This window comes from Dysgonomonas sp. ZJ279 (assembly GCF_011039205.1).
GTDB lineage: Bacteria > Bacteroidota > Bacteroidia > Bacteroidales > Dysgonomonadaceae > Dysgonomonas.
This window is the reverse complement of record NZ_JAAKEL010000025.1, coordinates 1-15,208: the sequence shown is the minus strand read 5'-3', so window position 1 is coordinate 15,208 and position 15,208 is coordinate 1. Positions and strand designations below refer to the sequence as shown.

Below are 15,208 nucleotides of genomic sequence, written 5' to 3'. Positions count from 1 at the left end.
ACTTTGGGTAATAACCTGATAAAAAGAAGAATATGAAAGAGTTTATTTTAAATAATGGCATAAAGATTCCGGCAGTGGGGGTCGGCGTATTCAGAGTAGAGGATGCTAATATAGCATCCGAAACAGTTAAAACAGCATTATCTGTCGGATACAGACATATAGATACTGCAATGATATATGGCAATGAAGAAGCGGTAGGCAAAGCAATAAAAGATTCGGGGGTTCGCCGCCAAGAGATATTCCTGACTACTAAACTTTGGAATGACGATCAGCGCTCCGGTAAAGTACAGGAAGCTATCGATGCCAGTTTGAAAAGACTAGGTACCGACTATATCGATCTGTACCTCGTTCACTGGCCTGTGAAAGAGAGTTATGTAAGTATCTGGAAAAAGATGGAAGAGGTCTACAAAAGCGGTAAGGCAAAAGCGATTGGTGTAAGCAATTACAATACACATCATTTGGATGATTTATTGAAAGAAGCCGAAATTGTTCCCGCTGTAAACCAAATAGAATGCTACCCTTATCTCACACAAGAGTCTGTGGTGAAATACTGCAAAGAAAAAGGTATTCATCCTCAAGCATGGGGGCCTTTGGGCGCAGGGCAATCGGATGTTTTATCTAATCCTGTTGTAGTAGAGATAGCAAAGAAACATGGGAAATCGCCGGCACAAGTTGTACTTCGCTGGAATGTAGAACGTGGTGTTATAGTAATACCTAAATCGGTGCACAAAGCAAGGTTGATAGAAAATCTTAGCATCGATGATTTTAAACTGACAGGGGAAGAAGCTAAACAGATAAATGCTCTAAATAAGAACTTACGTTTAGGAGCCGATCCCGAGACTTTCAACTTCTAAGTATATTCCTTATTCGGAATAGTCTTAAATAATTCAGGCCGTAAAGTAATACTTTACGGCCTGAATTATTTAAATGCCTCTCTTAATTTAACGGGTTCGATATAGGTAATGTCGAATTTGTCATCCCGAACTGAAAGGAGGGATCTGTTATCCTATAACAAGAAATAGTCGAGATCCCTCACTGCGTATCGGGATGACAGAATGAACGAAAGATAAATCCAGACTCATAATTATATAATGTTTATTTCAAGCTCACATTAATTTAGAAAATGACAGTTGCCATTATCGGAAAATGATCAGAAGGAAAACGTCCATATTGTGACTCGTTTAGCGTTGCATACCTGCTAACCGTAATCCCCTTAGTGACCCAGATATAATCGATACGATCTTTCATGTTGGGTTCCATCTTAAATTGGCTCACAGTACCCAATGTACCATAAGGAGGAGTTTTAGTTATTTCGCGCGCGTCCAGAACAAAATCCGCCCTTTTTATTATCTGGATAGGTTCATCCAAAGGTTTGGAATTAAAGTCGCCCACGCAGATAGTCGGAATATTCCCTGCAATTGCCTTTATTTTATCGATAAGCAACTTTGCAGATTCACGACGAGCCTCAACTCCCTGATGGTCGAAATGCAAACTAAAGAAATAAAATTCTTTACCGCTGCTTTTTTCTTTCAGTTTTGCCCACGAACAAATGCGACGATGTTTCACTGCATCCCAACCATAAGACGGGACATCGGGTGTTTGCGAAAACCAAAAATCTCCCTTATCTAAAAGTTCGAACCGCTCCTTTTTATAGAACACAGCAGAATGTTCGCCCGCTTCTTTTCCGTCGTCACGACCACCACCGACATAAGCATAAGTATCGCTTTCTGCAATCGCTTTTATCTGATTAATTAAACCTTCCTGAGTACCAAATACATCGAAATCGTGAAACTGAATAAGTGAGGTAACCATATCCTTACGATTAGACCATGTATCTATACCATCTCCGGGATTATCGTAACGAAGATTAAAACTAGCTACATTCATTTTTACTTTCTGCTGTGCGGATAAAGATCCGCACACAGAAAATAAAGAGATTAAAAGAATAATTACATTTTTCATAGTGTATATTATTATTTACCAACCTGTATTTTGAGGTTTCAGGTTAGGATTCATTAATATTGCGGATTCTGGAACAGGGTATAGGTAGAACTTGTTATTCCATTTACGAGGAAGATTGTTCAGCCATGTTAATTCTCCACTGGTTCCATTCTTAAGTTGTTGCGGATTCACTTTACCACCCTTGTTCGGGTCGACATTCACATAAGTAACACCTTTAATCGGATCTTTAACAGGATCCTGATAGGTGAAGCAAACATCCAGGATTCCATCATTATTCAAATCCATAGGTACTTCTATAGCCGGAACATAGAAACCGTTCCAATCCATTTCTATCAATTTTCCCTTGTTCCATCGTATAATATCGGGGAAGCGCAGACCCTCGAATACAAGTTCGATAGAACGTTCTCTTCTTATCTCCAATAAAGTAGGATCAGATATTTCGGGGAAATAACTAGCTTGAAAATAAGCATCGATAGTTGTTGGCTTGGCATTCAATCCACCTGTAATACCAGCCCTTGCCCGTAAGGCTCCAACAGTCTTTTCCCAATCCGAATTGGTAAGTGTACCCAGTTCAGCTTTAGCTTCAGCGTAATTCAACAGCACTTCAGCATAACGTATCAAAGGGATTGTGTTATCATTATTAGAACCACTATCATAATATACATCGTCCAGACAGAACTTAATCGGTTGATAACCTGTATAGGTGTACGAGAATATAGGAGGTGCGGCAACAGCAACCCCACCGTCTATTCTTTGATATCCGGGAGTGCGAATTGTTTGTTCAAGGCGTTTATCTCTATTTTTCACTTCATCTGAGAACACCATTGTTTTATAACCCGGATTACCTGTAAATGCAGTTCCATCTAAATTTAAATAAGTATTCACAAAAACACGACTCAAACTAATACGTGATCCGTAAGTAGAACTTGTCCACCACCAGTTGGCATCATTCAATACACTTTGTGATTTATCGCATACAGAAGCAAGTATCACTTCGGACTGGATTGCTTTCTGACTTGTAAATAATTCACGATAGGCTTTAGATATACCGGAAGCAGTATATACAGTATATTTAAACTTAGCATTCGTCATCAGTTCGTTGGCTGCGTCTACAGATTCTTTTAGCCATTCATCAGCAGTTGACGACAGATTATACTCTGTATGATATTTTCTGAAAGTACCCTCAAACAAACAGACTCTCGATTTAAAAGCATATACAACTGCTTTAGTTATCAGCGAAGATGTCGGATCGGTATCCATAATAATATGTTTACTCGCATAATCCAGATCGCTCAAAACCGAATCCATCACTAAGGTTCTGGAATCACGTCCCGAATACAGATCGGGATCTTCTGTTTCCATCGCTTTATTAATCCATGGAACATCGCCATAGCGCTTCACCTTATCGAAATAATAGTAAGCACGAAAGAAACGGGCGATTCCTATATAATTCTGTTTCACTGCTTCCGGCAAAGAGGGGCTATTACAGTTCCCGATAAAATAGTTGATATTACGTAGCCTCTGCCAGTCTTGCCAATCCCAACCAATGTCGCTTCGCTGTGAGCTATATGCGCCTTCGCGAATAAAGTCGGGAACCTGAGTTCTCACCGAATAATCACACATATTATCCATTTGAGTAGCAGCAGATGCACTCGGCAAAATATTGTAGAATGAATAAGTGTATAACTTCAATCCATCTTCACTGTTAAAAACAGGTTCTTTTGTAACATTCGATTTAGGATTTTCGTCCAAATTACACGAAACGAAACCACAAATCATCAATAATGCAAATATTATCTTTTTCATATACATATTTATTTTAAAATGTAAGAGACAGACCAAACGTAACACTCTTCAGCAAAGGATAATTCCATCCATTACCACTTGTACCGCTTGTTAAATCCCTATCCGATCCATCGATTGAACTTACATCCATATTATCGGTATGCTTATACAAAGGCGACCAGCACCATAAGTTTTCACCGGTAAGATAGATGCGTGCATTCTGCATTTTTATCCTCGAAATAAATTTCTGTGGCAAATTATATCCGATCTGAATATTTTTGAGACGCAAATAAGCCACACTTTGCAGATACTTTGTCTGAGGTTGGCGCAAAGTTCCCGATCCATTCTGAGCAATGTAGCCACGATAGCGAGGGAAGTAAGCATCAGGATTATCCTCTGTCCATATATTACCAAGCTGTGATTTAGGCATATCATTATACGGGCGATTGTACTGTCCCCAGAATAATCCGGCTTCGGGACCGGGATACCAGTCTTGTTTTCCTACACCTTGAAAGAATGTAGAGAACGAGAAGTTATTCCACTCGGCATTCAACATGAAATTATAGACATAACGAGGTTCGGTATTACCAATAACTTTTTTGTCACCCGGGTCATCCACAGTATTCTTTCCATAGTCTATAACTCCATCGCCATCAAGATCTTTGAACTTAATGTCTCCCGGTAGCCATTTACCACTCGTGCTCGATTTGAAAAGAGATTGGTCTGCATGGTTTGCAATGTCTGCTTCCGATGTAAAGAAACCTTCGGTCACATAACCCCATATTTCGCCGACCCTCTGTCCTTCATAATATATACCATCTCCCAATTTTCTTTCGGGATTATTATACTTATCGATTGTAGACCTTGCATCAGCTAGAGATGCACGTATCTCATATCGGAATGGCTTGTTGGCCAATGTAAACTTATCGTTCCACGCTACGGATATTTCATATCCCTGCGTCGTCATATTGGCATTATTTCCATAGGGTACCTCTTCTCCGAAAACATCGGGTAATGTCATACCGGGAGTAAACATATCTGTTGTTTTACGAATATAATAGTCGGCTGTTAGGCGCAAGCGTCCTCCCAATGAGCCAAAATCGAGACCAAAATTGGATGTTGTCGCTGTTTCCCATGTCAGACCTAATGGAAGTACCTTTGGGTTACTTATTGCCTGAGGACGTCCGCCATTTAATATCCTGCCTGATTGTGCTATATTCAATAATTCCAAGAATCTAAATGGAGGAATATTACCATTACCCAATGATCCATAAGAAGCACGAATTTTCAGATCCGATAGAACCTGATCGTTCACTTGCCAGAAAGGTTCTTCCGATATACGCCATCCGGCAGAAACGGAAGGGAAAAATCCGTATTGTTCATCAGTTGGGAACTTAGAAGAACCATCCAAACGACCATTCACTTCTAGCAGATAGCGGCTGTCAAATACATAATTCGCACGGAAAAAGCCTCCTGCTATCTTCCACTTCTGATAATCTCCCGATGTAGTAGTAAGATTACCCAATGCTAGATTCAAATCATCAGCATCACTATAAATCAAGCCATTTCGCTGAATATTAGCTCTATTGAATGTACTCTCCTCATAGTTGAAGCCAACCATTCCTTTTAAATAATGCTTTTTAGCAAAAGTATTCTCATACTCACTATAAATATTAGATGCCAAATAGTTGGTCGTTCTGTTTATCAATTCAATATCATTGGTACTGCTACCCACATATTCTATTACTCCCGGTTTACGACTGAAAGGAACCGGAACACGTATCCGTTTACGATCGTCGTCTTTATTCTGAAATGTGAAATCACCTTTTACACGAAACTTGTTTTCAAGGAAAGTTGCGGTAAAGCTAGTTGTATTTCTCACTATGCGTCTTTCCGTATCCTGCCCGTTTTTCCCATACCAGAAATCACCGACTGTGTATGCAGCACTATGTGTCAATGTCCCATCGGGGTTAAACATAGGAGAAAGAGGATGCCCCTCATCGGCTATATTTCTCCAAATACTACCACCTTCACCCACATTAAGCGGATTATGATATTTCATCAATGAGTATTCGATATTATTATCGACCTTCAACCAATTAAAAACCTGTACAGAACCTTTAGCACGTAAATTATACATACTATAGTCATCCGTATTATATCGGAATATACCGTCCTGACCATAATATCGACCTGTAACATAATAACTAGCCTTACCACTACTACCTGTCACCGTTAAGTTATGATCGTTGGCGAAGGTGTTATTTTTATATAGTTCTTTATACCAGTCTGTACTACCATAGTAAACATAATCGCCATTGGAATTAACTTCCACATCAGGAAGACCCGATTGGGTAGATCTGCGTTGAAGCTCTTTCAAGTAATCGTCTGAGAACTTCAAGGTTTTATTTACATTCTGTGGGGTTTGCGAATAGTCATTCCATGCACTCCACGAATCGTTGAAATAATTGGCAAACGTATATCCATCGGTAACCAAATCGGGGACTATAACCGGTCTTTTTATAGAAGCATTACCCGAATAAGTAATAGATACTTTGTCTTTAGCAGGGTCTTTTGTGGTAATGAGTACCACTCCAAATGATCCCCGCGCACCATAGATAGCAGCAGAAGCGGCATCCTTCAAAACAGTTACACTGGCAATGTCATTGGGATTAAGCATAGATGGCTCTCCCTCAACTCCGTCAATGAGCACAAGAGCACTACCCTCTTGCCCGATGGAAGTTTTACCACGAATATTATACGATGCCGTGGTACCCGGCTTACCATCCGTTAATGAAATATTAAGATTGGGAATTGCCCCTTCCAATGCTTGCGTAACATTGGGAACATTACGATTCTCGAAAATTTCGCTGGTTATCTGATCAACAGCTCCTGTAAGGTTTGCCTTTTTCTGTGTTCCATATCCAACAACTACCACCTCATCCATAATATTCTGGGTTTCGGTGAGAACAATGTTGAGTTCTTTGTCTATTGAAGCTAAATGAACCTCTCTAGTATTGAAACCAATATAGGAGCAAACCAAGACGTCACCCTTCTTTGCATTGAGCGAAAAACGCCCCTCAATATCAGTCATCGTACCGGTAGTTGTTCCTTTTATCGATACCGAAGCACCAATAAGAGGTTCGCCATCTGTGCCCAAAACCACTCCTTTGACGGGCGTGGATTGTACAACTTCCTGAGGAGCAATAACAGGACTTTCATTTTTCTTTGTAATTATAATTTGTTTTCCATTTATATGGTAAGCAAGATTTTGTGAATCGAGCGTGTTAGTAAGAATAGTTTCGACACTCTCGTTCGTAGTATTCACAGAGACTCGCTTGTCGCTGACCAGATTTTGTTTATACAGAAAAATGTAATCTGTGGATTTCTCTATCTCAGTAAATAATGTCTCCAGGCTGACATTTTTTAACTGCAAAGAAATACTTGTTGTCTGAGCCACTGCGTTATGCGCCTGCAAGCTACACATGTAGCCGAGAAGTAACAAGAGCGAACAGACCCTTTTCATTCGTAATAAGATACGATTCTCCGATTTTTCGACCGGCATCATTACCTTGTCTTCCATAAGTTTAAGTGTTTGTTTGTTAGAAATTAGTACATTAAATACGGTGTTTTTTAGCAATGCAAAATTCTTTTTTTATTATTAAGTAGAGGTTACACAATAATTAAAAAATTGAGCTATTCTATTAACACATCGTAACAATAAGGATATCTTCTTATTGGTAAAAATGATACAATTATGTACTGATTATTATCAGTATCAGATCGTTAACAACTATTTTTTATTTGTCAATCCAGACAATGCTACGGAGGATAAGTAAGTACTTCGTTATTTTTCATAAATTAAAGATTTAAGGTTTAAGATTAAGATTAGTCATTTAATGTATATCGTATTGCCATTTCTAGTGTAAGACAATGGCGTACTTAAGGATATGTTGTTGAGTATTGTCTCTATTGAATCGTTCAGATTAATTTTGCCTTTATAAACCTCATTTGAAAGCCTGTTGCTGAATCTTATATCAAGTTTGTAATAACGAGAGAGGTTATTAAGTATAGTACTCAAGTGGTCACCCTTCAATTTCATAATTCCGTCTATCCAAGAGATATAGAACGATACATCCACATCCTTCAATTCTGTCTTACCATCTTTATAAAAAAGACCCTGATTAGGCTTCAATAAACTTTTGTCTTCTGATGAAGCGACTTCTACACTCCCTTCTACCAATACGACAGAACCTTCTGAATCGGCACTGTAAGCATTTATATTAAACTTAGTGCCAAATACAGCGACATCAAGCAATTTGGTATGAACAAAAAAAGGTTTTGCATCATCCGGCGCAATTTCCAGATACGCTTCTCCATCTATATAAATATCCCTTGAGGTACTACTAAATTGTTTGGGATATATTATCTTAGAACCGGAGTTCACTTTTATTAATGATCCGTCGCTAAAGCGGATACTTGTTCGTTTACCGTTTGGCACAATTACTTTTAAATATTCATTTTCAATATCAGACGATTCGATTTTTTCGTCACCCCTGATTATTACGCCACCATCTTCCTTTTGCTCTATTATTTCATTATTATCGATATAAGTATTCGACTTACCATTCACTATATGCACTTCATCCATATCTACATTCATCTGATCTAAAAGAGAAAATATTTCAATTTTTGCCTCTTTCGGTTTATCTGTATTTGAATATGGTATAGTGAAAAGGAATACAGCGATACTAGCAGCCACAACTGAAGCTACAAATAGCATTCGCTTCTTCTTTTTATTTCTTTGTCTTATTTGATGAAGTAAATCCGTCAAATCTTCTTCTATTTGCACTTCTTCTATTTTTTCTTCTTCAATTGTAAAATATCGCAATAATAATATTGCATCTTTTACTAACGCTTCTTTACCAAGAAAAGAGGTTATGATCCTCTCTATTTCTCTCTGGTTATTTTTTTTGACTAATTCAACAAATTCAGAATCGAAAATAAAGTCATTAATACTGTTATATTTGGAGTAATCTTTCATATTTAGATAATCTACTTTATATACTAATACAAGGAAAGACTGATTTTGTAATCAGCCTTTCCTCCTTATTTTTAATTTTCTTAAAGTATTATTAGAAATCAACTGGCAATAAGACCATAATAGAGAGTAAACTCATATAATTCGAATCATTATCACGCATTTTCTTCATAGCCCTATGTATAAGATTTCGTGCAGCCTGATCCGACAAATTCATTATCCGTGATATCTCCTCATACTCCATTTGGTGTAAGAATCTCAAATAGATAATCTCTTTTTGACGTGGCGTCAGAAGCTTTAGTAGGTTATCCAATTTTATTTTTATAGCTTCCTTCTCCTCTTTATCTTCCATTGCTACGTTATTTATAGAATATTTCAGATGGAACTCTTCGCCCTGTTCAAGGCAAAGTTGCCTTCGTTGAATCTTCTGATAATTGATGAATGAGTTTCTCATAGAGGCATATAAATAAGCACGAAGCGTGGCAGGATCTTTCACAAGTTTGGGTCCCGAATAAAGCTTTAAGAATAATTCCTGAATTGTATCCCGTATCTGTTGATCTTCTATTCCAAAGCTAATTCCATACGAATACAATGACTTATAGCTTAATCTGTATAAAGATGAAAAAGCTTTTTTGTCGCCCTCTAAATACGCAAACCATAAAGCTGAATATTCATTCATATTATGGATATCATTACTCATAAAAATGTGCTGTTTTGGTATTAGCTCTATAACAAATATAAACATTTACAATTAGTCGGTAAAATATCTATATCAAAAACAAGGTCTATCAAGATAACCCTTATTCTAAAATCATATAATGCTATTTTTCAGGTAAATAAACTACTACATATAATTATGGTGTTTCACCACAAGGTAAAACACCATAAATGTAATAATAATATTGTTGCTTCGTTATTTATTTTCTTTGTCTAAATGAGATCTTAGACCTTTATAATTTACGAACTGAGGATTTCAAATTATTTACCAAACAAAGTCTCCATAAATTCGCGACCTTTCAGTAAGCCATAGGCACCCTTAGGCGATTCGAACTCATCATATACCTGCACATCATCAGCCTTACCATTCGAACGGTAAATCAAAAATGGTATGGGTTTATTAGTATGTGTTCTCAGGGCACAAGGTGTCGGATGATCGGGTAGAATTGCAATTGTTACAGGCTCATCCCAATCTTTAGTCGCCTCATATATCGTACGCACCACACGATTGTCGAGATATTCTATTGTTTTTGTTTTTAATTCTACATTACCATCATGCCCAGCTTCGTCGCTTGCTTCGATGTGCAGATAAACGAAATCATCATTCTTAAGAGCTTCAATAGCAGCTTCTGCTTTTCCTTCGTAGTTGGTATCATAAAGACCTGTTGCGCCTTCTACATGTATCACTTTCAATCCGGCATATACACCGATACCCATTATAAGATCGACAGCCGATATTACAGAACCACTATTGATACCGAATAGCTCTTGTAATGTTTCCATTTGCGGACGATAGCCCGGAGACCAAGGCCATATACTATTCGCAGGGTCTTTGCCTTCTGCAATACGCTTCTTGTTTATAGGATGGTCTTTTAAAAGCTCTTGTGATTTCAAAATAGCTTTATTCAGAAAATCAGCAGATTCCTGTGCTTCGGCCGACACCGCTTTAATCATTACCTTCTCGAATGGAGTTCCGATAACATCGTGAGGAGGGGTACAATCTAAATCTTTATTTCCACCCTTCAGCTTCAGTAAATGACGGTATGATACTCCCGGATAGAAGCTCAATTTATCATCGCCCAATTCTTTATCCAGAAAACGAATTAGTTCTGCAGCTTCTTCGCTTGAAATATGTCCTGCCGAATGGTTTTTTATTTTCCCATCTTCGATACAGATCAAATTACAGCGCATAGCCATTTCTCGGGGAAGGATGTCAATGCCCATACTTGCTGCTTCGAGCGAGCCTCTACCTTCGAATACTTTGGGTACATCGTAACCCAACACCGAAAGATTTGCAATCTCGCTGCCCGGCTTAAATCCCACAGGAATTGTATCTAATTCACCACTCATACCCTTAGCTGCAAGCAAATCAATGTAAGGTTTGTGCGCAGCTTGTAACGGAGTTTTATTTCCCAATGAGGCAATCGGCTCATCAGCCATTCCATCTCCTAAAATTATAATTGTTTTCATTCTAAATATAGCCCCTCCTAACCTTCCTATAGGGAGGAATTATATTTCTCCACTATGAGTCAAATATTGAGAGTTTGTTTTAATTGTTATTCTATTATGTATTATGGGTTAGCCTAAGCCCTTCCCTCGGAGGGGTTGGGGAGGCTTAGCGTATATTAGCAATGCTGATAATATCTGAGAAAACACCTGCCGCCGTAACTGTTGCTCCGGCACCATATCCTTTTATTATCATCGGATATTCATTATAACGTTCGGTGGTAATCTGGATTATATTGTTGCTTCCTTCAAGATCATAAAACGGATGATTCTGCCCTACTTCCTGAAGTCCTACTTCACATTGTCCGTTTTCGTATTTAGCTACAAAGCGGAGGCGCTTATCTTCACTTTCCAGTTTTTGACGACGCTCTTCAAAGCTTGTATCCAGTTCGTTGATGGTCTCCCAGAATTCTTCTATCGAGCCATCGAAGTATTTTTGAGGAACAAAAAGATTCTTTTTCACATCGGCTTGTTCTACTCTGTAACCTGCTTCACGGGTAAGAATAACTAACTTACGAACAACATCCATTCCACTAAGGTCAATACGAGGATCAGGTTCAGCAAATCCTTTTTCCTTTGCCTGATAGATAGTTTTACTGAATGGAATATCTTTACTCATCGTGTTGAATATAAAATTGAGTGTGCCCGAAAGCACAGCTTCTATTTTTATAATCTTGTCACCCGAATTGGTCAGCGAATTCATTGTATTGATAACGGGCAACCCCGCTCCTACATTAGTTTCGAATAAAAATTTGATATTTCGTTCGCGGGCTATATTCTTAAGATTTATATAGTTCTCGTAACTGGACGACGCAGCGACTTTATTGGCGGTCACCACGGAAATATTATGCGTCATCAGATCGGAATAGATGCTTGCCACAGAATCACTTGCCGTACAATCAACAAATACAGCATTGAAAATATTCATCTCAATAATACGCTCACACAGAATATCAGGTGAACTGGCGATTCCCTCGTTATCTAAGTCACTTCTATAAGTATCCAGATTAATTCCTTCGCGACAAAGTAATGCTTTGCGCCCCCTTGCAACGCCCACCACATTTAGCTTCAACGAATATTGTTTAATAAGTTTGGGCTGCTGTTGTTTTATCTGCTCTATCAGATTACTTCCAACAGTACCTATTCCTGTGATGAAAAGGTTTAGTACTTTATATTCGGATAGGAAGAACGAATCGTGAATGGAATTCAATGCTTTGCGTAAATATTTCTTCTTTATTACAAAGGATATATTTACCTCAGATGCTCCTTGTGCACAGGCAATAACGCTGATGCCACTTTTCCCAAGAGTTTCGAACAATCTGCCCGCAATACCGGGAGTATATTTCATATTTTCGCCTACTATGGCGACTGTTGCCAAGTCTTGCTCTAGTTGCACTCTATTTATACTGCCTAATGAAATTTCGTGGGCAAACTCTTCTTCGAGTGCATGCACAGCAGGTTGAGCATCGGCAGAACCGACTCCGATAGAAGTACTGTTCTCTGAAGATGCTTGCGATACAAGAAATACACTAATTCCATTTTTAGCCAGCGCCTTGAAGATGCGGTAATTGACACCAATAATACCTACCATACCCAAACCAAGTACAGTGATAAGGCAAGTATCATCGATAGATGAGATCCCTGTAATCAGAGCTTTACCTTTTTGCTCTCCACCATCGTGAGAGATATAGGTGCCTGGTGCATCCGGATTGAATGTATTTTTTATTCGAATAGGTATATTCTTATGATAAACAGGGAAAAGGGTTGGCGGATAAATGATTTTAGCTCCATAGTTACACAACTCGGTTGCCTCTGTAAATGTTAGCTTGTCAATCACATGAGCACTGCTGATTACATTAGGGTCAGCCGACATAAATCCATCGACATTAGACCAAATCTCTAAAATACGTGCATCAAGTGCCGATGCGAACAGAGATGCAGTATAGTCAGAACCTCCACGACCTAAATTTGTATATTCGTCTGTATCCCTACATCTCGATATAAATCCGGCAACTAACACTTTCTGAGTCGAAGATTTAAATGCGGCTTTTATCAATTCGTTCGACAATTCGATGTCGGGGGTATGCTTATTAAATTCTGATGTTGTTTTTATTAGTTTGGTTACATCTAATAACTGGTAGTCGGTAAATACATAACTAATAACAGTAGATGAAAGCCTTTCTCCATAACTCACAATTTTATCAGAAGTCTTGTGCGAAAGGTCATTGATAAGAAACACACCTTTAAATATATTACTCAATTCTTCGAGTAGTAAGTTAACCGATGTGCTCACTTTTGCTTTTGTATGCGCATCGAAGTTAAGCTCATCGAGAATAGTAAGGTGCTCAGATACAATCTCTCTGAATTCTTTTTCGTAAAGAGTATCTCCGGCTGCAGCCAAACAAGAAGTCTTTATTAATTTATCAGTTATGCCTTTGAAAGCTGAAACAACTATCACACTGGGCTCATCTACCGAACTAATTATTTTCTTTACATTGTATATATTGGTTGCAGTTCCGATAGAGGTTCCGCCAAATTTCATTACTTTCATAAGATAAATGTACTAATTATTCTTTAGTGACGTTGTTTTAAGTTTATTAAATTGAGCAGGATTTATAAGTATTCCCTTCGTACCTTTCTTATTAAGAGATGATCCTATCGGCTTTAAATCCGGCGAATTTTTCTTTGCACTAGGTAGTGGACTTCCTGTTATTTTAGCAATTGCCGTAGCTAAAAACATTTCATCAGTATCTCCCAATGGTGCCATATTTTCATAAACTTCAAATCCGTCATCCGGTTTAAACCCTGCTGCATATTCTGATTTTCCTAGCGAGTTGTATGTTTGGAAACAGATGGGTTGTAGTCCCCATTTGTTACGTGAATCATTAGGCTCATAGAATGAAAATGATCCTACATTTTTACCGATCGTTGTCTGACCTATCAAAACAACATTCATATATGGCCGTAAACCATTTATAATTAACTCGCTGGCAGACATTGTATTTCTGGTCACAAGCACGTATAGAGTATTGTTTAGTTTATCGCCCAACTTGGGTATCGGATAGGTAGTCCTGTTCGATATGGCGATTTTGTCGGCAAAGTAATTATTAAAAACTTCTTCGCCATAGTTTTCTTGGTAGGCCTGCTGTATTAGGTCATTGTATTTATAATATACATATAATTTGGATATGTCTCTGTTGGGAACTATCGCACTAGCTATATATTTAGAGCTTTCAACATATCCTCCCGGATTATATCGCAAATCTAATATCAAGTCAGTGATACCTGCGCTATAAAAGTTACTAAATTCATCAGCAAGTGCCGTATCATAACTTTTAGTACCGTCGCCTTTATCTTGAGAAAAGAAGTTGTAGATTAAATACCCTATTTTGTGAGAGCCTTTTGTGTAAATATTACTGTAATAAATAGGATTTTCTATATAGTTAGAAGTTACTTCTACTGTGATAGGATTAGATTGATTTACTAAACTGAATGTATAGCTATTTTTATTCTGATATAAGAGTGATGACCAATTGTCTAAGGTAACAGTTGTATTATCGACTTTTTCTATGATATCACCTCTTTTGAGTCCGGACTTCTCGGCTTTCGTATTTTTTTTAATATATAAGACCTCATATATTACTTCTGTACTACCTTCTGCTTTTAAATAAACATTGTAATCGAACCCTAAATCGGAAGATGAGACTCCATTTAATGAATTTACAAGATCTACATAACTTTCCTGTATCCATGAAAAGCGATCGCCTTCGTGTGTTTGCTCATTGAAGGGATATATAAGACCGTCCAAAAAATCGTAAGGGGAAGAGTCGAAGTTTATGTTTTCTTTCGCAGGGAGTTTGTCTCTCCATAAATAGAACGAGTCCATTTTCTCATAGACCCAATTGTTCACATATTGATTATCTGTCTGCTGACCCGATGGCCTGGTTCTACCATTCTCTATGTCATCATCGCTACAAGAACTAAAAAGCACCATGCTTACAAGTGTCAGAAAAAATACCTGAAATATAGCTTTCATAAAAATCAAATTTTGAAGTCATCTAGACTTTTTGTTTTTGTAAATTTTCTTTAAAAATATCGTTATAAAAGCGATATAATTGAAAGCCTTCCAACTCGACACTGTTGTTTCAAAGCGATTAAGCAATGTCCTGTATGAATCCATCCAGGCATTCGTTCTTT

General features: G+C 37.9%; 9 protein-coding genes and 1 pseudogene. 1 reads left to right on the top strand and 9 read right to left on the bottom strand.

Annotated elements, in window-relative coordinates:
- The first annotated feature begins 32 nt into the window (after positions 1–32).
- The gene (locus G7Y57_RS16010; RefSeq protein WP_165026457.1) at positions 33–854 is read left to right on the top strand and encodes an aldo/keto reductase; all 822 of its coding nucleotides are present in this window, start codon (positions 33–35) and stop codon (positions 852–854) included.
- A 262-nt stretch (positions 855–1,116) separates the two neighbouring features.
- On the opposite strand, the gene G7Y57_RS16005 is transcribed toward G7Y57_RS16010, so the two are convergent.
- The 9 genes and pseudogenes from G7Y57_RS16005 to G7Y57_RS18060 form a co-directional block, all read right to left on the bottom strand.
- Positions 1,117–1,962 (bottom strand): endonuclease/exonuclease/phosphatase family protein, encoded by an 846-nt coding sequence (locus tag G7Y57_RS16005; RefSeq protein WP_165026454.1) that lies wholly within the window; start codon positions 1,960–1,962, stop codon positions 1,117–1,119.
- A gap of 15 nt (positions 1,963–1,977) precedes the next feature.
- Complete coding sequence (locus G7Y57_RS16000) at positions 1,978–3,768, bottom strand: RagB/SusD family nutrient uptake outer membrane protein (protein WP_165026451.1); 1,791 nt, start codon at positions 3,766–3,768, stop codon at positions 1,978–1,980.
- A gap of 13 nt (positions 3,769–3,781) precedes the next feature.
- A complete protein-coding gene (locus G7Y57_RS15995) occupies positions 3,782–7,330 on the bottom strand; it encodes a TonB-dependent receptor (protein ID WP_255491487.1) in 3,549 nt (1,182 codons plus the stop codon).
- Positions 7,331–7,639: 309 nt separating this feature from the next.
- Positions 7,640–8,791: a FecR family protein gene (locus tag G7Y57_RS15990; protein WP_165026448.1), complete on the bottom strand. Its 1,152-nt coding sequence runs from the start codon at positions 8,789–8,791 to the stop codon at positions 7,640–7,642.
- A 91-nt stretch (positions 8,792–8,882) separates the two neighbouring features.
- On the bottom strand, positions 8,883–9,488 hold the full coding sequence (locus G7Y57_RS15985; RefSeq protein WP_255491486.1) for an RNA polymerase sigma factor: 606 nt from the start codon (positions 9,486–9,488) through the stop codon (positions 8,883–8,885).
- Between the two features lie 278 nt (positions 9,489–9,766).
- Complete coding sequence (locus G7Y57_RS15980) at positions 9,767–10,975, bottom strand: cofactor-independent phosphoglycerate mutase (RefSeq protein WP_165026445.1); 1,209 nt, start codon at positions 10,973–10,975, stop codon at positions 9,767–9,769.
- 145 nt (positions 10,976–11,120) lie between these two features.
- Positions 11,121–13,562, bottom strand: a complete 2,442-nt coding sequence (gene thrA, locus G7Y57_RS15975) for a bifunctional aspartate kinase/homoserine dehydrogenase I (protein ID WP_165026442.1) — start codon at positions 13,560–13,562, stop codon at positions 11,121–11,123.
- Between the two features lie 12 nt (positions 13,563–13,574).
- Positions 13,575–15,047, bottom strand: a complete 1,473-nt coding sequence (locus tag G7Y57_RS15970; RefSeq protein ID WP_165026439.1) for a S41 family peptidase — start codon at positions 15,045–15,047, stop codon at positions 13,575–13,577.
- A gap of 18 nt (positions 15,048–15,065) precedes the next feature.
- A pseudogene (locus G7Y57_RS18060) lies at positions 15,066–15,208 on the bottom strand (IS5/IS1182 family transposase); the annotation flags it as partial.

Coding starts and splice junctions, on each gene's coding strand:
- G7Y57_RS16010 (WP_165026457.1), top strand. CDS start 33: ATGAAAGAGTTTATTTTAAATAATGGCATAAAGATTCCGGCAGTGGGG.
- G7Y57_RS16005 (WP_165026454.1), bottom strand. CDS start 1,962: ATGAAAAATGTAATTATTCTTTTAATCTCTTTATTTTCTGTGTGCGGA.
- G7Y57_RS16000 (WP_165026451.1), bottom strand. CDS start 3,768: ATGAAAAAGATAATATTTGCATTATTGATGATTTGTGGTTTCGTTTCG.
- G7Y57_RS15995 (WP_255491487.1), bottom strand. CDS start 7,330: ATGGAAGACAAGGTAATGATGCCGGTCGAAAAATCGGAGAATCGTATC.
- G7Y57_RS15990 (WP_165026448.1), bottom strand. CDS start 8,791: ATGAAAGATTACTCCAAATATAACAGTATTAATGACTTTATTTTCGAT.
- G7Y57_RS15985 (WP_255491486.1), bottom strand. CDS start 9,488: ATGAGTAATGATATCCATAATATGAATGAATATTCAGCTTTATGGTTT.
- G7Y57_RS15980 (WP_165026445.1), bottom strand. CDS start 10,975: ATGAAAACAATTATAATTTTAGGAGATGGAATGGCTGATGAGCCGATT.
- thrA (WP_165026442.1), bottom strand. CDS start 13,562: ATGAAAGTAATGAAATTTGGCGGAACCTCTATCGGAACTGCAACCAAT.
- G7Y57_RS15970 (WP_165026439.1), bottom strand. CDS start 15,047: ATGAAAGCTATATTTCAGGTATTTTTTCTGACACTTGTAAGCATGGTG.